We start from the raw sequence: 22,015 nt of genomic DNA on the forward strand, positions 1-22,015 counted from the left end.
ATTTGGCTCTTTAAATTCGCGCACAAGTATACTTGATTCGATGCAAAAGGTAAGCGGTGACACAAATTCTGTGAGGCAGGCAACGCGCTGATAGGGAATAAAAAAAGGGGAACCTGACGGTTCCCCTTTTTCGCGAAATCTGATGGTCGATTAACGACGCAGACCCAGCTTGGCGATCAGAGCAGCGTAACGCTGAACGTCTTTACGCTTCAGGTAGTCCAGCAGCTTACGACGCTGGGAAACCATGCGCAGCAGACCGCGACGACCGTGGTGATCCTTGGAGTGCTCCTTGAAGTGACCTTGCAGATGGTTGATCTGGGCAGTCAGCAGGGCAACTTGCACTTCGGGGGAACCGGTGTCGTTGGCGCCACGAGCGTGCTCGGCAACGATTTGAGCTTTGATCTCAGCATTTAGAGACATGGTATTACTCCAGTAGAGTGTTTAAAGGTTCACAGCCAATCTCTAATTCAGCCGTGAAATGAGGGCGGTATCATAATCGCCCCCGCCCCTTTTCGCAATGATAAAGACGCGCAACGGGCAAGAGCACGGATACCGCCTGAGGATCACTCCTCGTCGTGATAACGGACCAGGCGCTTGGGGGCAACCCGACCATCATCATCAATTTCGCCGACACCGATGAACTCGCGCTCGGGGCCGACCGTCATGCGAACCTGACCGCTGGTTGGGGCACCTGGCACCTGAACTGCCTGACCCTGGTTCACATAGGCCGCCACTACGGCCAACATGTTCACCTCGGGCAGAGACGCCACGGCGGTGTCCATCGGTAGCAACAGGGGATCCAGCTGCTCGCGCGGCGGAATGCTTTCGGCCTTGGCCTGCTCGAAGATGCACTCAAGCTGCTCCAGGGTCAGCATCCGATCGTACGGATAGCTGGCCACCTGGGTGCGGCGCAGCTGGGTGACATGAGCGCCACAACCCAGCACTTCCCCCAGATCATCGACCAGAGAGCGGATGTAGGTGCCTTTGCTGCAGTGCACTTCCAGTTTGACCTCGTCCCCTTCGAAGCTGATGAGCTTGAGCTCGAAAATCGTGATGGGGCGGGCTTCCCGCTCAATTTCGATCCCCTCGCGGGCATACTCGTAGAGCGGACGGCCATTATGCTTGAGGGCGGAGTACATGGACGGCACCTGCATGATGGGGCCGCGGAACTGGTCCAGCGCCTCAATCAGGGTACCCACGGCCACGTTCACCGGACGGGTGGCAACCACCTCGCCATCGGAGTCGCTGGTGTTGGTGCGCTCACCCAGCTTGGCAGTCACCTCATAGCGCTTGTCCGCATCCAGCAGATACTGGGAGAACTTGGTGGCCTCGCCCAGGCAAATCGGCAACATGCCGGTCGCCAGGGGATCCAGGGCGCCGGTGTGGCCGGCCTTGGCGGCGTTGTAGATCCGCTTTACCTTCTGCAACACATCGTTGGAGGTCAGGCCGGTCGGCTTGTCCAGCAACAGAATGCCGTGCACATCACGGCCCTTGAAACGACGTCTTCGGGTCATCTCAGGCTTTATCCTCAGTCGTGTCATCCGGAGCGGCCACGTCATCCTCACGACCTGACTCGGCCATGCGACGCTTGTCTTCACGGATGGTATTGGTCACCAGGTTGGAGAGACGCATCCCCTCGACCAGGGTCTGGTCGTAGAAGAAACGCAGCTCGGGCACCACACGCAGGCGCATGGCGCTGCCCAGCAGGCTGCGGATGTAACCGGCCGCTTCAGTCAGCGCCTTGAGCCCTTCCTTGATGCGCTCGGCGTCATTCTCCAGCTGCAAGAAGGTGACATAAACCTTGGCGTAGTTGAGGTCACGGGACACTTCCACGTCGGAAACAGTCACCATGCCGATGCGCGGGTCTTTCACCTCGCGCTGCAGGATCAGCGCGATTTCACGCTGGATCTGCTGCCCGACCCGACGGGTCCGGCTGAATTCTCTGGCCATAATCTATCCTGCGATAAAAGGGGGCCGCGGCCCCCTATTTTGTCTGACTCTCGGCTTACAGAGTACGCTGAATTTCAACGGTCTCGTAAACTTCGATCTGGTCGCCTTCGCGTACGTCGTTGTAGTTCTTGACCGCGATACCACACTCGTAGCCGTTGCGAACCTCGTTGACGTCATCCTTGAAGCGACGCAGGGATTCCAGCTCGCCTTCATAGATAACCACGTTGTCACGCAGAACACGGATACGGTTGGAGCGCTTGACCACACCTTCGGTGACCATACAGCCGGCAACGGCGCCAAACTTCGGTGAGCGGAAGACGCTGCGCACTTCGGCCAGACCGATAATCTCCTGCTTGTACTCCGGCGCCAACATGCCGCTCATGGCCTGCTTCACTTCGTCGATCAGGTCATAGATGACGGAGTAGTAGCGCAGATCCAGGCTCTCGGCCTCGATGACCTTGCGCGCAGAGGCGTCGGCACGGACGTTGAAGCCCACCAGGATGGCGCTGGAAGCGGCAGCCAGGGTCGCGTCTGTCTCGGTGATACCACCCACACCGGAACCCACGATCTTCACCTTCACTTCGTCGGTGGAGAGCTTGACCAGAGCGTCGCAGATCGCTTCCACGGAACCCTGTACGTCGGCCTTGATCACCACGTTCACTTCGGACACTTCGCCCTCGGTCATGTTGGCGAACATGTTCTCCAGCTTGGCCTTCTGCTGGCGAGCCAGCTTGACTTCGCGGAACTTGCCTTGACGGTAGAGAGCCACTTCACGGGCCTTCTTCTCGTCACGCACCACGGTCGCTTCATCACCGGCAGAGGGAACACCGGACAGACCGAGGATTTCCACCGGCAGGGACGGACCGGCCTCTTTGATCTCGCGACCCAGTTCGTCACGCATGGCGCGCACACGACCGTATTCGAGACCGCACAGCACGATGTCACCTTGGCGCAGGGTACCTTCTTGTACCAGTACGGTAGCAACCGGACCACGACCCTTGTCGAGGAAGGATTCGATGACTACACCGTTGGCCATACCGTCAACCACGGCTTTCAGCTCCAGTACTTCGGCCTGGATCAGGATGGCTTCCAGCAGATCGTCGATGCCTTCGCCGGACTTGGCGGAGACGTGCACGAACTGGCAATCGCCACCCCAGTCTTCGGACATGACGTCGTAACGGGCCAGCTCGGTCTTGACGCGATCCGGATCCGCTTCCGGCTTGTCAATCTTGTTGACCGCAACAACCAGCGGCACACCGGCCGCCTTGGCGTGCTGGATAGCTTCGATAGTTTGCGGCATCACGCCATCATCGGCAGCCACGACCAGCACCACGATGTCAGTCGCCTTGGCACCACGAGCACGCATGGAGGTAAACGCTGCGTGACCCGGAGTATCCAGGAAGGTGATCATGCCGCTTTCGGTCTTAACGTGGTAAGCACCGATGTGCTGGGTAATGCCACCGGCTTCGCCTGCGGCAACCTTGGCCTTACGGATGTAGTCCAGCAGCGAGGTCTTGCCGTGGTCAACGTGACCCATGATGGTCACGACCGGTGCGCGCGGCTTGGCTTCGGAGGTCTCGTCACGATCGCTAAGTACTGCCTCTTCCAGCTCGTTCTCGCGGCGCAGTACTACCTTGTGGCCCATCTCCTCGGCGACCAACTGAGCGGTCTCCTGGTCGATAACCTGGTTGATGGTAGCCATGGCGCCCATCTTCATCATCACCTTGATGACTTCGACACCCTTGACCGCCATCTTGTTGGCCAGCTCGGCCACAGTGATGGTCTCGCCAATCACCACGTCGCGGTTAACCGCGGCAGCCGGCTTGTTGAAGCCGTGCTTCATGGCATTCGGGGTAGCAACTTTGCCACGCTTGCCTTTACGAGCGCGCGGATCACGGGAGTTGCGGTCATTGCGATCGTCGTCGCGGCGACCGGCCTTCTTCGGCCCCTTGGCGGCAGCGGCAGTACGGCGGCTGCTCTCTTCCTTGCGATCCAGCTCATCTTCAGCAGCCTGGGCATGCTTGGAGGTGGTCACGTGATAATCGCTGCTCTCTTTGGCGCGGGCGGCGTCTTCTTCAGCCCAGCGGGCTGCATTCTGTTCTGCCATGAGACGAGCCTCTTCGGCTTTCTTCGCGGCGAGTTCTTCAGCTTTTTGCAAAGCTGTTTGTTCCTGTTGGCGCTTCAGTTCTTCTGCTTCGCGCTTGGCCATCTTTTCTGCCTCTTGCTGAGCTGTGCTACTGGCTGCTTTGGCGGGCTGTTGAGCCTGTCGAGCCTTTTGTTGTGCCTCGATCCGCGCCTTTTCCTCAGCTTCACGACGAGCCTGCTCAGCCTCACGGCGAGCCTTCTCTTCAGCTTCGAGACGGGCCTTCTCTTCGGCTTCGCGACGAGCTTTTTCTTCTGCTTCCAAACGCGCTTTTTCCTCGGCTTCCGCCTGACGCTGTTCATCTTCCAGCGCCGAGCGTCTTACATAGGTGCGAGACTTGCGTACTTCTACCTGCACTTCCTTGTTCTTGCCGCCAGTCCCCTGAACACTGATGGTGCTCTTGGTCTTGCGCTGCAAGGTCATGCGGGCAGGAGCAGTGACCTCGTCACCTCCATGCTGTTTCTTCAGGTGTGCCAGCAGGGTCTGCTTCTCAGACTCGCTAACCATGTCGTCGGCCTTGCTCTTGCTGATACCGGCATCGACAAACTGCTGGAGAAGACGATCAACCGGTGTGTCGATGTCAGTGGCAAGTTGTTTGACTGATACTTCTGCCATTCATTTTCCTCCGTTTGATCTTACTCGGACTGCTCTTCCCCGAACCAACAGATGTTGCGAGCAGCCATAATGAGCTCACCGGCCTTCTCGGCAGTCAGCCCTTCGATATCGGCAAGGTCATCGATGCCTTGCTCTGCCAAATCTTCCAGGGTACCGATGCCACGGCCCGCCAGAGCGTAAGCCATCTCACGGCCGAGGCCGTTCAGATTGAGCAGTTCTTCGGACGGCTCAACGCCATCGAAAGATTCTTCTTTGGCCAGGGCCTTGGTGGTCAGGGCATCCTTGGCGCGCTTACGCAGCTCTTCGACCATGTCTTCGTCCAGACCGTCGATGGCCAGCAGCTCGTTGACCGGCACGAAGGCGATCTCTTCCAGTGTGGAGAAGCCCTCTTCCATCAGCAGGCTGGCGAAATCGTCATCGATGTCCAGAGTACTGGTGAACAGGTTCATGATGCGGTCGTTCTCGGCCTGGTGCTTGGCACGCATGTCCTCAACCGTCATCACGTTCAGCTCCCAACCGGTCAGCTGAGATGCCAGACGCACGTTCTGACCGTTGCGGCCGATGGCCTGGGCCAGGTTGGCGGCTTCCACTGCGATATCCATGGTGTGGTTGTCTTCATCGACGATGATGGAGGCTACATCGGCGGGCGCCATGGCATTGATCACGTACTGGGCCGGGTTGTCATCGTACAGCACGATGTCGGCGCGCTCACCACTCAGCTCGGCGGAGACGGCCTGAACGCGGGCACCGCGCATGCCGATGCAGGCACCGATCGGGTCGATGCGACGATCGTTGGTCTTCACCGCGATCTTGGCGCGGGAACCCGGATCACGGGCGGCGCCCATGATTTCGATCATCTCTTCACCGATCTCCGGTACTTCGATGCGGAACAGCTCTTTCAGGAAGTCCGGGCTGGAGCGGCTGACAAACAGCTGGGAGCCACGGGCTTCCGGACGCACTGCGTAGAGCAGACCACGGACGCGGTCACCAGGACGGAAAGTTTCGCGCGGCAGCATGTCGTCGCGGAAGATCACGGCTTCTGCATTGCTGCCCAGATCCAGGATCACGTTGTCGCGGTTGCTCTTCTTGACCACGCCGCTGATGATGGTGCCTTCTTTGTCCTTGAACTGGTCAACAACTTGTGAACGCTCGGCTTCGCGCACTTTCTGCACGATGACCTGCTTGGCAGTCTGGGTGGTGATGCGGTCGAAGGTCACGGAGTCGATCTGATCTTCAACATATTCACCGATCTGGATGTCCGGCTGCTCAATCTGGGCCGCTTCCAGAGTGATTTCGGCGTAGGGGTTTTCCATGGCGGCCTGATCCGCGATGACTACCCAGCGGCGGAAGGTATCGTAATCGCCGGTCTTGCGATCGATCTCGACACGAACCTCAATCTCGCCTTCATATTTTTTCTTGGTCGCAGTCGCCAAGGCAGTTTCCAACGCCTGGAAGATCTTTTCGCGGGGTACCGCTTTCTCGTTGGATACTGCGTCAACGACCAGCAAAATCTCTTTATTCATATCCGATAGCCTCGTTAACCAAAGTTCGGCACTATGTTCGCTTTTTGGATATTGGTGAAAGCCAACACTTCGTCCTTACCATCTACCGTCAAGGTGATCATGTCGCCCTGTACGGCTTTGATTACGCCTTTGAACTTGCGGCGGTTGTTTGTTGCCATCCGAAGCGTTACCGCCGCCTCTTGGCCAACGTATTTTTCGAACTGGGCAACCTTGAACAGCGGGCGATCCAGACCCGGGGAAGATACCTCGAGGTAATACTCCTCGGTGATGGGATCTTCGACATCCATGATGGCGCCAACCTGATGGCTGACCTCAGCACAGTTCTCGACGGTCACGCCCTGCTCGCCATCAATGTAGACGCGCAAGGTGGAGTGTTTACCCGCACGGATAAACTCGATACCCCAAAGTTCAAAGCCCAAGGCAACGACCGGCGCCTCGAGCATATCGGTCAAACGTTGTTCCAACGTAGCCAAAGTCACCCTCCGAAAAACAAAAAAAGGGCATAAAGCCCAGATAGAGATCCATTCAGAGTAAATTGCACATAACAAAAAGCCCCGATATCAAATCGGGGCTTGGCGCTTTACCCTGATTGTCGCCTCGCAGCGACCGCCTTCCTGAGCGTAGGAAATGCGTGAAATTTGGTTGCGGGGGCCGGATTTGAACCGACGACCTTCGGGTTATGAGCCCGACGAGCTACCATGCTGCTCCACCCCGCGTCCGAAATCGTGCGAGATTATAGCCATATCACTCCGATGAAACAAGACTGACTGGCTATAACACACCCGGTTACCCGGGCTTACTGCTTAATTGGTGCCGTGGGCGGGACTCGAACCCGCACACCCTAGAGCACTACCCCCTCAAGATAGCGTGTCTACCAATTCCACCACCACGGCAAAACTCTTACTCGGGAACGTCAGTATCTTTCTTCACTGGCGCTTTGTTCTGCTCAACCTGTTGGGTCTGTTGCAGATTTTCCCATTCGCTACCCTGTTTTACCTTGTGAGTGGACATGGATCCAAGCACCAAGCTAATTACAAAGAACAGAGTAGCCAAAATCGCTGTTGTTCGGGTCAGGAAGTTGCCTGAACCACTGGAGCCAAACACTGTGTTTGATGCCCCTGCGCCGAAGGAGGCGCCCATGTCAGCCCCTTTACCTTGCTGAATCATCACCAGACCAATCAGAGCCAGTGACACCAGCAGATAAACGACCAAAAGAATCTCGTACATTTAACTTGCACCCTTTGCCGCTTCAACAATTCCTAAAAACGCATCACTATCGAGACTTGCACCACCAATAAGACCACCGTCTACATCGTGCTGGGCAAACAAATCTCTCGCATTGGCTGGCGTCACGCTCCCACCATAGATGATTCTAACTTTCTCACCTATTACCGGAGTATCCTCCGCCAAGCGACCACGTATAAAGGAATGAACCTCTTGTGCCTGCTCGGGTGTGGCGCATTTACCTGTACCTACAGCCCAAATCGGCTCGTAGGCGATGATAGCATTATCGAAAGCCATCGCGCCATTTTTCTCTATGACGATGTCCAGCTCTTCTGCGATGACCTCAAAGGTTCTTCTCGCTTGCCTTGCTGCACCCGACTCACCCAAACAGAGGATTGGAACAAGCCCTGCCGCTCTGGCAGCCGCAAATTTCTCTGCGACGATAAAACTGGTTTCTCCAAAGAGACGCCTGCGCTCGGAGTGTCCTACCAGGACGTAGCGACATCCTGCCTCAACCAGCATCTGACACGACACTTCTCCCGTGTAAGCGCCTGCTGTGTGCTGACTCACATTCTGAGCCCCCAACTTTATCGTCATCTGCTCACCGAGCAGTGATGCGGCAAAGTCGAGATGCACATGGGACGGACAGAAAACAACATCTACATCATCACCAACGCCCTTCAGACATTGACTCGTAAACTGCTCTAACTGCGACCTACTACCGTGCAACTTCCAGTTGGCTGCTACAAACGGCTTGCGATGTCCCATCGGCAACTCCCTTGCGAAAGCGGGGCTGATAATATCCAGAGGATTGTCAGCTGACAAGTGCTATTTTCAATTTTTTGAATCGATTGAACAAGATACAACCAGGGCGACTAAAAAGCCGCCCTGAATGCTCATTAAAGCGCCGATTCAACTTGCTTGGCAATACGCTGTGCCATGTCATGAACCTGCTGTTCATGCTCACCTTCCACCATCACCCGGATCAGGGGCTCGGTGCCGGATTTGCGCAGCAGCACGCGGCCACGACCGGCCAGCTCCTGCTCCACCTTTGCCACCTCCTGCTTGACCGCATCGGCAGAGAGCGGATCCTTGCCCTCGGCAAAGCGAACATTCACCAGCACCTGCGGGAACTTGTTCATCCCTGAGCGCAACTTGGCCAGCGGCATCTCGGCGCTGCGCATGGCGGTAAGCACCTGCAGGGCGGCGACAATGCCATCCCCGGTGGTGGTCTGATCCAGGCAGATGATGTGACCGGAATTTTCGCCACCGATCCGCCAACCCTTCTCTTCCATCATCTCGAGAACGTAACGGTCACCCACCTTGGCACGGGCAAACGGGATGCCCAGCGTCTGCAACGCCAGCTCCAGCCCCATGTTGGCCATCAGGGTTCCAACAACTCCGCCCTTGAGACGACCATTGCGCAGTGCATCGCGCGCGATGATATAGAGAATTTCATCACCGTCGATGAGATAGCCGGTATGGTCAACCATGATCAGACGGTCGCCATCCCCATCAAATGCCACCCCGAGGTCGGCCTTGCACTCCAGCACTTTGGCGATCAGCGCCTCAGGAGCAGTCGAACCGACACCATCGTTGATGTTGAGACCATCCGGTGCACAACCCATGGTGATCACATCGGCCCCCAGCTCGCGGAACACGGAGGGTGCGATGTGGTAGGTGGCACCATGGCCGCAATCAACCACCATCTTCAGCCCTTCTAGGTTCATATGAGAGGGGAAGGTGCTCTTGCAAAATTCGATATAACGACCAGCGGCATCGTCGATACGCAACGCCTTGCCAAGCTCGGCGGACTCCACGCACTTCAGTTCGTGATCCAGCTCGGCCTCGATGGCCATCTCGACCTCGTCGGGCAACTTGGTGCCATCGGCAGAGAAGAACTTGATGCCATTGTCATAGAAGGGATTGTGTGAGGCACTGATGACGATACCGGCTTCAGCGCGAAAGGTTCGGGTCAGATAGGCCACTGCCGGCGTGGGCATGGGGCCCATCAGAATGGCCTTTAGGCCTGCGGCGGAGAGGCCTGCCTCCAGAGCCGACTCCAGCATGTAGCCTGAGATGCGGGTATCCTTGCCGATCAGCACCTTGCGGGTACCCTTCTTGGAGAGCACCTTGCCCGCGGCCCAACCCAGTTTCATCACGAAATCCGGAGTGATCGGGTATTCCCCTACCTTGCCGCGTACACCATCGGTGCCGAAATACTTTCTGGTCATTGTCTATTTCTCGTTTTTCTATTTGGAGATGAAATCTTGTCCCGTCATTGCCTGCCAGCCGACCCGCAATGCATCCATGGTTTCCCGCACATCGTGCACCCGAATGATCCTGGCGCCTTGCTGCATGCCGATCAAAGCGCAGGCAAGGCTTCCGGCAAGGCGCTCAACCACTGGACGGGCTAGCAGGTTGCCTATCATAGACTTTCTAGACATGCCGACCAAGAGTGGCAAACCATAGCAGAGCAACTCCTTTTGCGCCGCCAGTAGCTGATAGTTATGCGCCAGCGTCTTGCCAAAACCGTAACCCGGATCCAGCAGCAGCTTCTCGCGCCCAATCCCGGCAGCCTCGCAGACGGCGATCCGCTCGTCGAAAAAGGCTTTCACCTCCTCCAGCAGATCATCGTAATGAGGCTCGATCTGCATGGTTCTCGGTTGCCCCTGCATGTGCATCAGGCACACTGGCACGTCAGCTTCTGCGGCGGCAAGCAGCGCACCCGGCTCTTGCAGCGCGCGAATGTCATTGATGAGATGGGCGCCAGCCTTGCAGCCTTCGCGCATCACTGCAGCCTTGGAGGTATCAAGCGAGATCATCACATTGCACTCGCGCACCAATCGCTCGACGATGGGGATAACCCTATCCAGTTCTTCTTGTTCGCTTACATCAGGGGCACCGGGTCGGGTCGACTCACCACCGATATCGATCAGGGTCGCGCCGTCGGCCACCATCTGATGAGCATGGGTCATCGCACACTCAAGCTGGTTGAAACTGCCACCATCGGAGAAGGAGTCCGGCGTCACATTGAGGATCCCCATGACATGAGGACGATCGAGGGAGAGGCTGAGCCCCTTGCTGATTAACTGCATCTTAATTTCCGTCTGGATAAAGAAAAACCCCGGGCAAGCCCGGGGTTTGGAGAGTCACGATTATTTAGCCGGGAGATCGTTGGCCTTGTCGATATCGACATCCGCCACCGGTTCCGTTGCGGCTGCAGCCGGTTTGGGTTCAGCAGCAACAGTCGAACCACCTTGCGGTGTATCACCGTGCTCATCATGCCAGTTGCTGGGGGCACGCACTTCGCGACGAGCCATCAGATCGTCGATCTGCTTGGCGTCGATGGTTTCGTACTTCATCAGCGCATCTTTCATGCTGTGCAACACGTCCATGTTATCCAGCAGGATCTGCTTGGCACGGTCGTAGTTGCGATCGATGACCTGCTTGACCTCGGCATCGATGATACGAGCAGTATCGTCGGACATATGCTTGGCCTTGGCCATGCTGCGACCGAGGAATACTTCACCATCTTCTTCCGCATAGAGCATGGGACCGAGACGCTCGGACATACCCCACTGGGTCACCATCTTGCGGGCGATATCGGTGGCTCGCTCGATGTCGTTGGAGGCACCAGTCGATACCTTCTCTGCACCGTAAATCAGCTCTTCTGCCAGACGACCACCGTACAAACTGGAGATCATGGACTCCAGATGCTGCTTGGAGTGGCTCCAGCGATCCTGCTCCGGCAGATACATGGTCACCCCCAGCGCACGACCACGGGGAATAATGGAGACCTTGTAAACCGGGTCATGATCCGGGACCAGACGACCGATGATGGCGTGACCCGCTTCGTGATAAGCGGTCATCTCTTTCTCGGACTCTTTCATCACCATGGAGCGACGTTCCGCCCCCATCATGATCTTGTCCTTCGCCTTCTCGAACTCGGCCATGGAGACCACGCGGCGGCTCTCGCGAGCGGAGAACAGGGCCGCTTCGTTGACCAGGTTGGCCAAATCGGCACCGGAGAAACCTGGTGTACCACGGGCAATGAGGGCTGCGTTGACGTCATCGGCCAACGGCACCTTGCGCATGTGTACTTTCAGGATCTGTTCACGACCACGGACATCCGGCAGACCGACCACCACCTGGCGATCGAAACGACCAGGACGCAACAAGGCCGGATCCAGCACGTCAGGACGGTTGGTGGCAGCGATAACGATGATGCCTTCATTGCCTTCGAAACCATCCATTTCGACCAGCATCTGGTTCAGGGTCTGCTCACGTTCGTCGTGACCACCACCCAGACCGGCGCCACGCTGGCGGCCGACAGCATCGATCTCATCGATAAAGATGATGCAGGGAGAGGATTTCTTGGCTTGCTCGAACATGTCACGCACCCGGGAGGCGCCCACACCCACGAACATTTCGACGAAATCGGAACCGGAAATGGTAAAGAAAGGCACCTTGGCTTCACCGGCAATGGCCTTGGCCAGCAAAGTCTTACCGGTACCGGGAGGACCTACCAGCAGTACGCCAGTCGGGATCTTGCCGCCCAGTTTCTGGAATTTGCTCGGATCGCGCAGGTAGTCGACCAGCTCCTTGACCTCTTCCTTGGCCTCATCGCAACCGGCGACGTCGGCGAAGGTGGTCTTGATCTGATCTTCACTCATCAGGCGAGCCTTGCTCTTGCCAAACGACATGGCACCTTTGCCACCGCCGCCCTGCATCTGACGCATGAAGAAGACCCAGACTCCAATCAGCAGCAGCATCGGGAACCAGGAGATGAAGATGGAGGTCAGCAGAGACGGCTCTTCCGGCTTCTCGCCCATGACTTTTACGTTATGGTTGAGCATGTCGTTGAGCAGCTGGGGATCCGGCGCAGGAATGATGGTGGTGAAACGCTCACCAGTCCGTTTGACGCCGTTAATGACCTTGCCGTCCATCCGAACTTCACGGATCTGCTCTTGGGTCACCTCTTTAACGAAGCTGGAATAGTCCAGCTGGCGACTGGTGGTATCGCTGGGGCTGAAGCTATTGAACACCGACATCAATACGACGGCGATGACCAGCCACAGGATTAAGTTTTTCGCCATGTCACTCAAATCAGTAACCTCGCAGACTGACAGTTAACGATGAAGGTTAGGGTACTACAGTTTAAAACCGGTAGCCACAATGTAGACTTCCCGTGATCTGGCTCGGGATGAGTCTGGTTTGCGAATTTTGACAGTTGTGAAAAGTTGACGTATTTCATTGAGATAGGCGTCGAAACCCTCCCCTTGGAACACCTTCACCACAAAACTGCCATCGCTGCGCAATACCTGGTTGCACATGTCCAGTGCCAACTCGACCAGATACATGGCCCGGGCCTGATCCACCTGCTGGGTACCGCTCATATTGGGTGCCATATCAGACATCACGACATCTACCTTGTCGGGACCCACTCGCTCCAGCAAAGCGCCAAGCACAGTTTCCTCCCGAAAGTCCCCTTGCAGGAAATCGACACCGGCAATGGGATCCATAGGCAAAATGTCACAGGCGATGACACGACCCGACTCACCCACCTGTTCAACCGCGAACTGGGACCAGCCACCCGGAGCCGCCCCCAAATCCACCACTGTCATGCCATTCCTGAGCAGACGGTCTTTGCCCTGGATCTCGTCAATCTTGAAAACGGCACGGGAACGCAGCCCCATCTTCTGGGCTTTTTTGACGTATTGATCGTCGAAATGTTCTTTTAACCAGCGAGTTGAACTGGCGGAACGTTTTTTCTGGGTCATGATAATCGACTTTAAAAAACCACAAGGGTTATTAGTATTAAGGGCTAAGTGGGGGTAGAATACGCCCCTTTCAACCCTGACTTATGAAGAAATTGCGATGATTCTCAACAATAAACAGAAACAGTACCTCAAGGGCCTTGCCCACAGCCTCAAGCCTGTTGTCCTGCTGGGTCAACATGGTCTGACCGAAGGCGTACTGGCCGAGATCGATCTGGCACTGAACCATCACGAGCTGATCAAGGTTAAGGTTGCCTCTGAAGATCGCGATATGAAACAACTGGTTATGGATGCTATCGTCCGTGAAACCGGTGCAATCAAGGTGCAGAGCATGGGTCATGTGCTGACCATCTACCGTCAGGCCAACGAACCCAAAATCCAGCTGCCCCGCAAGTAAAAGGAAAGAGCATCGCTCTTTCCTTATTTCATTTCCTTCCCGAGTCGCTTGCAAAGGTAGTCGCCAAGCCCTTAACCTGCGATGAATAGTCGTGGAGAGAGCCGCTATGGAACATCACCAGATTCTCACCGAAGATGAACTGGCCATGTTGCGGGACCTGGGAAACGATCAGGAAAACACCGCCGGACAATCTCTGAGCGGTTACCTCGCAACGCCTCTGGTTGGACTGCTGCAACGCGCCGATCGGCTCGTACTTGAAGCCCGCTTCGCAGGACATCAGCTTCGTTTTCCCCTGCGCTTCACCCAGGGGGATGACGGCTTTATCGAGCCACGCATTACCGCTCCTGTCATCAAGGAACTCGGCTACCCACACCAACGAACCTGGCGTCTCGATGAGAAAGCCCGTTTCAGGGTGGCCGGAACCGACTATCAGGTGCACAGCCTGTCACTGGACGGTCTGGTAGTGGAAGGCTTGCCCTCAAACCTGATCAAGGGCTCCACTCTCAACGGCACCCTCTATATTCACGAACTGGCCCCACTCCCCCTTTGCGCCGAGCTGATCAGGCATATTCACCAGCAAAACGGCCTTCAGGGTTGGGCGCTGCATTTCCAGATGGCCAAACCTGATCTGGAGTGTCTACGCAACTGGATTTTCCTGCGCCACCAGGATGCCTTCACCGAAGCCTATCGAACCGGGTAAAGACAAACAGGGGAGCCTATGCCCCCCTGTTTCGGCACCTTGCCATCCTGTTAGATGTAGGCGACTTCCAGGATTTCGTATTCCACATCGCCTGCCGGCGTCTTGACGATGGCGACATCATCCACTTCCTTGCCAATCAGGGCTCTGGCAATGGGGGAATTGACGGAGATGAGGTTTTGCTTGATGTCAGCCTCATCGTCACCCACGATGCGGTAGACCACTTCTTCCTCGGTCTCGCTCTTGAGCAGGGTAACGGTAGCGCCAAAAATCACCCGACCATTGTTGGTCATCTTGGTGACATCGATCACCTGGGCATTGGAGAGCTTGCCTTCGATCTCCTGGATACGTCCTTCGCAGAACCCCTGCTGCTCACGGGCGGCATGGTATTCGGCATTTTCCTTCAGATCGCCGTGCTCACGGGCATCGGCAATCGCTTCGATAATCTGGGGACGAAGCTCGGTCTTGAGATATTCGAGCTCTTCGCGCAGCTTTTCAGCGCCGCGAACAGTCATCGGAGTATGATTCATAGTCGAAACCTGGGTTGCTTGAAAAAAGAGACTGCGACCAAGCATCAGCCGGTCGCAGCAATCGGTTCGGATGGGGCATCTTAATATGAAGCCGGCACAAAATCCATGTCAGTGCCCCGACACAGATCCCACTTGCACACTTGTTTATGGCCGAGATCACTGTGCTTTCGGCACGGATATCGGCTCGGAAATCGTCGGTTTGCCCTGCATGATGGAGATCTCCACCCGTCGATTCATCCGACGGTTTTCGGCCGTCGTATTGGGCACCAGCGGCTGGGTATCGGCCATTCCCTGCACCACCAAACGACTCTGATCGAAACCGGGCACCTTGATCATCTGGTGGGCTACCGCCACCGCACGCTGGGTGGAAAGATCCCAATTGGAGCTGAACAACTCGTTCTCGGTCGCCACATTGTCGGTATGGCCCGAGATGGTGATCTCCCCGGGAACATCCTTCAGCAGAGCGGCGACCTTGCGGATAACCGGCCAGAACTGGGGTTGCAAGAATGCAGAGCCGGCAGGGAAGGAGGCCTTCTCGCGGATCCGGATGATGATCTGCTGCCCCAAAGCCTCAATTTCGATGGCGCCATCCTGGATCTGATCCTTGAGATGCTCGGCCAGTGCTTTAGCCAGGTTGTTGGACTGCTGCTGGGCCTGCTGCGCCGTTTGCGACGTCTGGGGGGTATCCCCCCCGGTCTGCTTGCCATCGCTCTTGTCCTGGCCGCCCGCCTGTTCCGCCTCACCCGGCAGAAACTCCAGTTCGGTCTGGGTCATGTCGATGGTCTGCTGCATGATGGTATCGATCGGGGTCGGTTCGGGACGACCGGGCCTGAACTCCTGGGCGATGACGGACGTCCCCTTGGGAATGTCCTTCACTTCCAGAATGTTCTGCACCCCGAATGCGTTCTTCATGGAGCCTGCAATCTGCTTGAACTTGAGCACGTCCATCTCGGCAAACGACAGCAGCAACACGAAGAAACACATCAACAGCGACATCAGGTCAGCGAAAGTCCCCATGTAGCCAGGCAGCCCTGGTGGCGGACATTTGCATTTAGACATTATGCCCCCTACTCGGTGCCATCATTGCGTTTGGACTGGTTCAGGTAGTTCTGCAGCATGGACTGGATCACCCGCGGGTTCTGACCATCCTGGATCCCCATGATGGCGTCGAGGATCAGGGCACGGCTCAAGCTCTCCTCGCCGCTACGCAGCTCCAGCTTGTCAGCGATGGGAATGGCGATCATGTTCGCTTCGATGGCCCCGTACAGGGTGGTCAGCAAGGCGACCGCCATGGCCGGGCCGATGGATTTGGGGTCGCTCATATTCGACAGCATGGCCACCAGACCGACCAGAGTACCGATCATGCCCATGGCCGGACCGAGATCCCCCAGGGTGCGAAACACCTTGATGGCACTGGAGTGGCGCTCCGCCGTGAGATCGATGTCTTTTTCCAGCACAGAACGCACCACATCGGCATCGTGACCATCCACCAGCATGTCGATCCCCTTCTTCATGAAGGGACTGGGGATCTCGGCTGCCTCCAGTGCCAGAAAGCCCCCCTTGCGGGCGGCATCGGCCAGTTCAACCGCTTTGGCAATCAGGTCTTCCAGCTTGTCGCCCTTGTACATGAAGGCTTTGCCCGCCACCTTGAAAGCCATCAGGAACTGGCCAAGGTTGAACTTCATCATGGCGATGAAGATGGAGCCCAAGACGGTGATCATGACAGAGGGGACATCCACATACATGCTGACCGGACCACCCAGCAGCATGCCGTAGACGACCACCCCGAATCCCAGCACTACCCCAATCAGACTACCTAGATCCACAATCCCTACTCCTGTCACCGGTGCTTGTTGCTATTTATAGTTTGTTGAATTTTCTGCTATTGCGCCCCAGGCGGCAAGCACACATCCGCTCGGAATGATGTCTCATTATCGACCAATTGTCGGAGAGTTTGAGCCATGGGTGTTTTTCTGCCTCCCCCATGGGGGCGGTCGATGTTAATATAAGCCGTTTTTTTCAATCCCCGAGGATGGACATGGCCAGTAAAAAAATCGACCGTCTGAGTTTTGATGCCACTCTGGAAGAGCTGGAAACCATCGTTCATCAGCTGGAACAAGGTTCCTTACCGCTGGAAGAGGCACTCAAGCAGTTCGAACAGGGCATTCATCTGGTTCGCGCCGGTCAGCAGAAGCTGGAACAGGCCGAACAGAAGATCCAGATCCTGCTGAGCCAGGCCGATGGCAGTGAACAACTCGCCCCCTTCCAGCCAGAACAAGGAGAGGAGTGAGTGGCGCTGGACCAATTTTCCCGTCTGCATCGTCAACGTATCGACGACTGTTTGTCAGCACAACTTGAATCCTTGCCCGCCATGGCCCCGCGCCTGCGCGATGCCATGAAGTATGGCTTGCTGCTCGGAGGCAAGCGGGTACGCCCCTTCCTGGTCTACGCAGTTGGCGAAATGCTGGGAGTAAAAAGAGAACTGCTGGACGGCCCGGCCGCCGCGGTCGAGTGCATCCACGCTTACTCCCTCCTGCACGACGACATGCCCGCCATGGACAATGACGATCTGCGTCGCGGCCAACCGACCGTGCACAAGGCTTTCGATGAAGGCACCGCCATTCTGGCCGGTGACGCCCTGCAGACCCTGGCCTTCTCCATCCTGGCCGATCACCCCCTGCCCGGCGAACTGATGGCCAACCGGGTGCGGATGCTGAGCGTCCTCGCTCGCGCCTCGGGATATCTGGGTATGTGTGGTGGCCAGGCCCTCGACCTGCAGGCCGAAGGACGTCAAATCAGCCTGGCCGAACTGGAGCAGATCCATCGCCACAAGACCGGGGCCCTCATCGAGTGCGCCGTCATGCTGGGAGCCCTGTGCAAGGCCGACGTGGATGAAACGACCCTGGCCGCGCTGCAGACCTACGCCGCCGCCATTGGCCTCGCTTTCCAGGTGCAGGATGACATCCTCGACATTACCAGCGATACCGCCACCCTGGGCAAGCCGCAAGGCTCCGATCTGGCGCAAGAGAAAAGCACTTATCCTGCGCTGCTCGGACTCGACAATGCCCGTGAACTGGCTCGCGAACTCCATGGTAAAGCCTTAACAGCATTGCAATCTTTACCCTACAATACCGACATTCTGGAAGCGTTTGCCGATTACATCATCGAGCGAACCCACTAAACGCTGGATAACAGTAACAATATGAGCGTTGATATTAGCAATTTCCCCAACCTGGCCCTGGCGGATACCCCGATAGAGCTGCGTTCTCTGCCCAAGGATCGGCTGCCTGCACTGTGCAACGAGCTGCGCGAGTATCTGCTGCGCTCGGTGAGCCGCTCCAGCGGCCACTTTGCCTCCGGTCTGGGCACGGTCGAGCTGACGGTTGCCCTGCATTACGTCTACAACACCCCGTTCGATCGCCTGATCTGGGATGTGGGCCACCAGGCCTATCCCCACAAGATCCTGACCGGACGTCGCGACCAGATCCACACCATTCGCCAGAAGGATGGTCTGCACCCCTTCCCCTGGCGGGGCGAGAGCGAATACGACGTCCTCAGCGTCGGCCACTCCAGCACCTCCATCGGTGCAGCGCTCGGCATGGCGGTCGCGGCCGAGAGTGAAGGATTGGGGCGCAAGGTGGTGGCGGTGATCGGCGATGGAGCCATCACGGCCGGGATGGCGTTCGAGGCGCTCAATCACGCCGGTGACGTCCACAAGGACATGCTGGTGATCCTCAACGACAACGAGATGTCCATCTCCGAGAACGTCGGGGCGCTGAACAATCACCTGGCCCGGGTCATGTCCGGCAAGCTCTACACCACTATCCGCGAAGGCGGCAAGAAGGTGCTGGCGGGTCTGCCGCCGGTCAAGGAGCTGGCCAAACGGGCCGAGGAGCATCTCAAGGGGATGGTGGTGCCGGGCACCCTGTTCGAGGAGTTCGGCTTCAACTATATCGGCCCCATCGACGGCCACGATATCGACGCCCTTGTCGAGACCCTGCGCAACATGCGCAATCTCAAGGGGCCCCAGCTGCTCCACATCAAAACCAAGAAGGGCAAGGGCTACGAGCCGGCGGAGAAAGATCCCATCGGCTATCACGCCGTCCCCAAATTCAATCCCGACGAGTGCACCCTGCCCAAGAGCGGCGGCGGCAAGCCCACCTTCTCCGCCATCTTCGGCCAGTGGCTGTGCGACATGGCGGCGAAAGACGAGAAGCTGGTCGGCATCACCCCCGCCATGCGCGAGGGCTCCGGACTGGTGAAATTCAGCCAGCAATACCCGGATCGCTACTTCGACGTGGCCATCGCCGAACAGCATGCGGTCACCTTCGCCGCCGGCCTTGCCATCGCCGACAAGAAGCCGGTGGTCGCCATCTATTCAAGCTTCCTGCAGCGCGCCTACGATCAGGTGATCCACGACGTGGCCCTACAGGATCTTCCGGTGCTGTTCGCTATCGACCGGGCCGGTCTGGTGGGGGCCGATGGCCCGACCCATCAGGGGGCGTTTGATATCAGTTTCCTGCGCACCGTGCCCAACATGGTGATCATGACTCCGTCCGACGAGAACGAATGCCGCCAGATGCTCTACACCGGTTACCTGCATCAGGGGCCAGCGGCAGTGCGTTATCCCCGAGGCAGCAGCCTGAGCGATACCCCCGTCTCGCAAGAGATGCAGGTACTCGAGCTTGGCAAGGGTCGCGTGTTGCGGGAAGGCAAGGGCACCGCCATCCTGGCATTTGGTACCCTGCTGCAGCACGCCAGGGCCGCCGCCGAGGCGCTCGATGCCACCCTGGTGGACATGCGCTTCGTCAAGCCGATGGATGAGGCGCTGGTGCTCTCCCTGGCCGCAACTCACGATTACTTCGTCACCCTCGAGGACAACGCCATCATGGGTGGTGCCGGCTCGGCGGTGAACGAATTGCTGATGCGCAGCAAGAAGTGCAAGCCGGTGCTCAACCTGGGCCTGCCGGATCGCTTCGTGGAACAAGGCACCCAGCAGGAGATCTACGCCCTGCTCGGACTGGATGACGCTGGCATCCAGGCCAGCATTGAGCGCTGGCTGCAAGCCTGACGAAATTCCCCGCGAGCAATAAAGAAGGGCGCCAATATGGCGCCCTTCTTGTCATTCATGGTCTGGAACCTGCTCACAAATCGTCGCAACCGCTCCGTGAACAGAGCACCGTCAACCTTTGTAGATTTTGGGATTGAACACATCTCGCAGCCAGTCCCCCAGGAGGTTGATGACCAGCACCAGCACCACCAGGCAGATACCCGGGAAGGCGGTGATCCACCAGGAGCCGGAGAAGATGTAGTTGAAGCCCACACTGATAAGCGAACCGAGGGACGGCTGATCCACCGGCATGCCTAGCCCGAGGAAGGAGAGCGCCGCCTCACTCATGATGGCGTTGGCCACCTGCACGGTGGAGATCACCAGAATGGGCGACAGGCAGTTCGGCAGTATGTGACGGAACATGATGCGCGGGGCGCGAAAGCCCATCACCTTGGCCGCTTCCACATACTCCTTCTTCTTCTCCGCCAGCACGGAGGCGCGCACGGTCCGGGCATATTGCGGCCATTCGGCAATGCCGATGATCACCACCAGCATCAGGATGGCGAACTTGGAGTAGAACTCAGAGCCAAAGGTCGCCTGGAAGATGGCGGAGATGATAATGGCCACCATCATGGTGGAAAACGACAGCTGGACGTCGGCAAAACGCATCAGCAGGTTGTCGATGCGACCACCGAAGTAACCGGCCAGCAGACCGATGACGATACCAAGCACCAGCTGCAGCGCTACCGCGAATAGACCTATAGTCAGCGAGATGCGAGCGCCATAGAGGATGGTGCTCCAGATGTCGCGGCCCTGGTTATCGGTACCGAGCCAGAAGCGCTCTTCGCCCCCTTCCAGCCAGGAGGGCGGCAATTCGGCATCCATCAGATCGAAGCTGGTCTGGTCATAGACGTTGTGCGGTGCAATCCAGGGCGCCAGCAGCGCCGCCAGCACAAACACCACGAAGACCGCAAAGCTGAACATGGCTACCTTGTCCCGCAGGAAGTAGTAGACGATGTCGGAGTTCTTGAAGCGCGCCCAGCGGCTCGGGCTCGCAGTTACTGCATTGCTCATGTGCTTACCCCTTAGCGGTCAAGTTGACGGTCGGGTTGATCAACCCGTAGAGCAGGTCGACCAGGGTGTTGGTCACCACGAAGATCAGGCCGACGAAGATGACGTAGGCGGTGATGAGCGGGGTATCGACCCGGTGAATGGCCTCGAGGAACAAAAAGCCGGTACCCGGCCACTGGAACACGCTCTCGGTCAGTATGGTGTAGGCCACCATGGTACCGATCTGCACACCGCCCACCGTGATGACCGGCAGCATGGTGTTCTTCAGGGCGTGCTGGTAGTAGACCTTGTTGTTGTCCAGCCCCTTGGCGCGAGCAAATTTGACGTACTCGGAGGAGAGCTGCTCCAGCATCTCGGAACGTACCAACCGGATAAACAGCGGCAGCATGATGGAGGAGAGCGACACCGCCGGCAGGATCAGGTGCTTGATGCCATCCCAGGTGAAGAAGCCGGACTCCCAGCCCAGCAGGTTGTAAGTCTCACCACGGCCGTAGGCAGGCAGCCAGCCCAGCTGGATGGAGAAGAGATACATCAGCATGATGGCGGTCAAAAAGACCGGGATCGAGATGCCGATACTGCTTCCCGCCATGATGATCTTGGTGGGAATACTGCGCGGGCGGATCGCAGAGTAGACCCCGAGCGGAATGGAGACCACGACGATGATGATCGCGGCGGCAAATACCAGCTCAAGGGTAGCCACCAGCTTGTCGAGGATCACCTCGAGAGCCGGTCGCTTGAAGAAATAGGAGGTGCCCAGATCCCCATGCACCGCATTCTTCAGAAAGCGGCTGTATTTGACCAAAAAGGGATCATTGAGGCCCATCTTGTCGCGCAGCTCCTGGCGCACGGACTCGGAGACGGATTGTCCCACCAGCTCGCGCAGCGGATCCCCCAGGTTGTCCTGGATGGAGAAGGCGACCAGGCTGATGACGAACATCACTATCACGGCCTGATAGAACCGTTTCAGCAGGAATGTAAACATGCTTGTCCTTCTACGTGGCCTGTGTCATGGCACAGGCTTCTGTTAGTGGGTGG

General features: G+C 57.5%; 22 protein-coding genes and 2 tRNA genes. 5 read left to right on the forward strand and 19 right to left on the reverse strand.

Annotated features, from left to right (window positions below):
• Positions 1 to 150: 150 nt before the first annotated feature.
• The 14 genes from rpsO to rlmE form a co-directional block, all read right to left on the reverse strand.
• Positions 151 to 420 (reverse strand): 30S ribosomal protein S15, encoded by a 270-nt coding sequence (rpsO, locus tag ACB028_RS05860; protein ID WP_026455738.1) that lies wholly within the window; start codon positions 418 to 420, stop codon positions 151 to 153.
• Positions 421 to 563: 143 nt separating this feature from the next.
• Positions 564 to 1,514 carry a tRNA pseudouridine(55) synthase TruB gene (truB, locus tag ACB028_RS05865; RefSeq protein WP_026455737.1) on the reverse strand — a complete coding sequence of 317 codons (951 nt, stop codon included), beginning with the start codon at positions 1,512 to 1,514 and terminating at the stop codon, positions 564 to 566.
• A gap of 1 nt (position 1,515) precedes the next feature.
• Positions 1,516 to 1,950, reverse strand: coding sequence for a 30S ribosome-binding factor RbfA (rbfA, locus tag ACB028_RS05870; RefSeq protein ID WP_042028100.1), 435 nt, complete (start codon positions 1,948 to 1,950; stop codon positions 1,516 to 1,518).
• 55 nt (positions 1,951 to 2,005) lie between these two features.
• Positions 2,006 to 4,708 carry a translation initiation factor IF-2 gene (infB, locus tag ACB028_RS05875; RefSeq protein WP_342017421.1) on the reverse strand — a complete coding sequence of 901 codons (2,703 nt, stop codon included), beginning with the start codon at positions 4,706 to 4,708 and terminating at the stop codon, positions 2,006 to 2,008.
• A gap of 20 nt (positions 4,709 to 4,728) precedes the next feature.
• Positions 4,729 to 6,231: a transcription termination factor NusA gene (gene nusA, locus ACB028_RS05880; RefSeq protein WP_225634183.1), complete on the reverse strand. Its 1,503-nt coding sequence runs from the start codon at positions 6,229 to 6,231 to the stop codon at positions 4,729 to 4,731.
• Between the two features lie 14 nt (positions 6,232 to 6,245).
• The gene (rimP, locus tag ACB028_RS05885) at positions 6,246 to 6,704 is read right to left on the reverse strand and encodes a ribosome maturation factor RimP (protein WP_026455733.1); all 459 of its coding nucleotides are present in this window, start codon (positions 6,702 to 6,704) and stop codon (positions 6,246 to 6,248) included.
• Positions 6,705 to 6,870: 166 nt separating this feature from the next.
• A tRNA-Met gene (locus tag ACB028_RS05890) sits at positions 6,871 to 6,947 on the reverse strand.
• A gap of 92 nt (positions 6,948 to 7,039) precedes the next feature.
• Positions 7,040 to 7,124 (reverse strand) — tRNA-Leu (locus ACB028_RS05895).
• Between the two features lie 7 nt (positions 7,125 to 7,131).
• The gene (gene secG / locus ACB028_RS05900) at positions 7,132 to 7,458 is read right to left on the reverse strand and encodes a preprotein translocase subunit SecG (RefSeq protein ID WP_026455732.1); all 327 of its coding nucleotides are present in this window, start codon (positions 7,456 to 7,458) and stop codon (positions 7,132 to 7,134) included.
• Positions 7,459 to 8,223, reverse strand: a complete 765-nt coding sequence (gene tpiA, locus ACB028_RS05905) for a triose-phosphate isomerase (protein WP_371143741.1) — start codon at positions 8,221 to 8,223, stop codon at positions 7,459 to 7,461.
• Between the two features lie 131 nt (positions 8,224 to 8,354).
• Positions 8,355 to 9,689: a phosphoglucosamine mutase gene (gene glmM / locus ACB028_RS05910; protein WP_371143742.1), complete on the reverse strand. Its 1,335-nt coding sequence runs from the start codon at positions 9,687 to 9,689 to the stop codon at positions 8,355 to 8,357.
• 18 nt (positions 9,690 to 9,707) lie between these two features.
• A complete protein-coding gene (gene folP / locus ACB028_RS05915) occupies positions 9,708 to 10,553 on the reverse strand; it encodes a dihydropteroate synthase (protein ID WP_371143743.1) in 846 nt (281 codons plus the stop codon).
• Positions 10,554 to 10,613: 60 nt separating this feature from the next.
• Entirely contained in the window at positions 10,614 to 12,563 is a 1,950-nt protein-coding gene (gene ftsH, locus ACB028_RS05920; RefSeq protein ID WP_026455728.1) for an ATP-dependent zinc metalloprotease FtsH, read from the reverse strand.
• 45 nt (positions 12,564 to 12,608) lie between these two features.
• Complete coding sequence (gene rlmE / locus ACB028_RS05925) at positions 12,609 to 13,238, reverse strand: 23S rRNA (uridine(2552)-2'-O)-methyltransferase RlmE (protein WP_026455727.1); 630 nt, start codon at positions 13,236 to 13,238, stop codon at positions 12,609 to 12,611.
• 97 nt (positions 13,239 to 13,335) lie between these two features.
• Between rlmE and yhbY the strand changes: the two genes are divergently transcribed.
• Together yhbY and ACB028_RS05935 are read left to right on the forward strand one after the other, a co-directional pair.
• Positions 13,336 to 13,632: a ribosome assembly RNA-binding protein YhbY gene (gene yhbY, locus ACB028_RS05930; RefSeq protein ID WP_371143744.1), complete on the forward strand. Its 297-nt coding sequence runs from the start codon at positions 13,336 to 13,338 to the stop codon at positions 13,630 to 13,632.
• Positions 13,633 to 13,738: 106 nt separating this feature from the next.
• Entirely contained in the window at positions 13,739 to 14,332 is a 594-nt protein-coding gene (locus tag ACB028_RS05935) for a hypothetical protein (protein WP_042073284.1), read from the forward strand.
• 50 nt (positions 14,333 to 14,382) lie between these two features.
• Here the strand turns inward: ACB028_RS05935 and greA are convergent, their stop codons facing one another.
• The 3 genes from greA to pomA form a co-directional block, all read right to left on the reverse strand.
• Positions 14,383 to 14,859 carry a transcription elongation factor GreA gene (greA, locus tag ACB028_RS05940; protein ID WP_042028108.1) on the reverse strand — a complete coding sequence of 159 codons (477 nt, stop codon included), beginning with the start codon at positions 14,857 to 14,859 and terminating at the stop codon, positions 14,383 to 14,385.
• A 156-nt stretch (positions 14,860 to 15,015) separates the two neighbouring features.
• Positions 15,016 to 15,918 carry a flagellar motor protein MotB gene (locus tag ACB028_RS05945; RefSeq protein ID WP_371143745.1) on the reverse strand — a complete coding sequence of 301 codons (903 nt, stop codon included), beginning with the start codon at positions 15,916 to 15,918 and terminating at the stop codon, positions 15,016 to 15,018.
• Positions 15,919 to 15,926: 8 nt separating this feature from the next.
• Positions 15,927 to 16,685, reverse strand: coding sequence for a flagellar motor protein PomA (gene pomA / locus ACB028_RS05950; protein ID WP_026455722.1), 759 nt, complete (start codon positions 16,683 to 16,685; stop codon positions 15,927 to 15,929).
• Between the two features lie 212 nt (positions 16,686 to 16,897).
• Here pomA and xseB point away from each other — a divergent pair, with 212 nt between their 5' ends.
• The 3 genes from xseB to dxs are packed head-to-tail and all read left to right on the forward strand — an operon-like array spanning position 16,898 to position 19,930.
• The gene (gene xseB / locus ACB028_RS05955; protein ID WP_042028110.1) at positions 16,898 to 17,149 is read left to right on the forward strand and encodes an exodeoxyribonuclease VII small subunit; all 252 of its coding nucleotides are present in this window, start codon (positions 16,898 to 16,900) and stop codon (positions 17,147 to 17,149) included.
• Positions 17,150 to 18,040, forward strand: a complete 891-nt coding sequence (ispA, locus tag ACB028_RS05960) for a (2E,6E)-farnesyl diphosphate synthase (protein WP_371143746.1) — start codon at positions 17,150 to 17,152, stop codon at positions 18,038 to 18,040.
• A gap of 21 nt (positions 18,041 to 18,061) precedes the next feature.
• Positions 18,062 to 19,930, forward strand: coding sequence for a 1-deoxy-D-xylulose-5-phosphate synthase (gene dxs / locus ACB028_RS05965; protein WP_371143747.1), 1,869 nt, complete (start codon positions 18,062 to 18,064; stop codon positions 19,928 to 19,930).
• Between the two features lie 111 nt (positions 19,931 to 20,041).
• Here the strand turns inward: dxs and ACB028_RS05970 are convergent, their stop codons facing one another.
• Together ACB028_RS05970 and ACB028_RS05975 are read right to left on the reverse strand one after the other, a co-directional pair.
• Positions 20,042 to 20,983 (reverse strand): ABC transporter permease, encoded by a 942-nt coding sequence (locus tag ACB028_RS05970; protein WP_042028115.1) that lies wholly within the window; start codon positions 20,981 to 20,983, stop codon positions 20,042 to 20,044.
• 4 nt (positions 20,984 to 20,987) lie between these two features.
• A complete protein-coding gene (locus ACB028_RS05975) occupies positions 20,988 to 21,962 on the reverse strand; it encodes an ABC transporter permease (RefSeq protein WP_026456637.1) in 975 nt (324 codons plus the stop codon).
• Positions 21,963 to 22,015: the final 53 nt, after the last annotated feature.

It is taken from the genome of Aeromonas sp. S9(2024) (assembly GCF_041403185.1).
GTDB lineage: Bacteria > Pseudomonadota > Gammaproteobacteria > Enterobacterales > Aeromonadaceae > Aeromonas > Aeromonas enteropelogenes.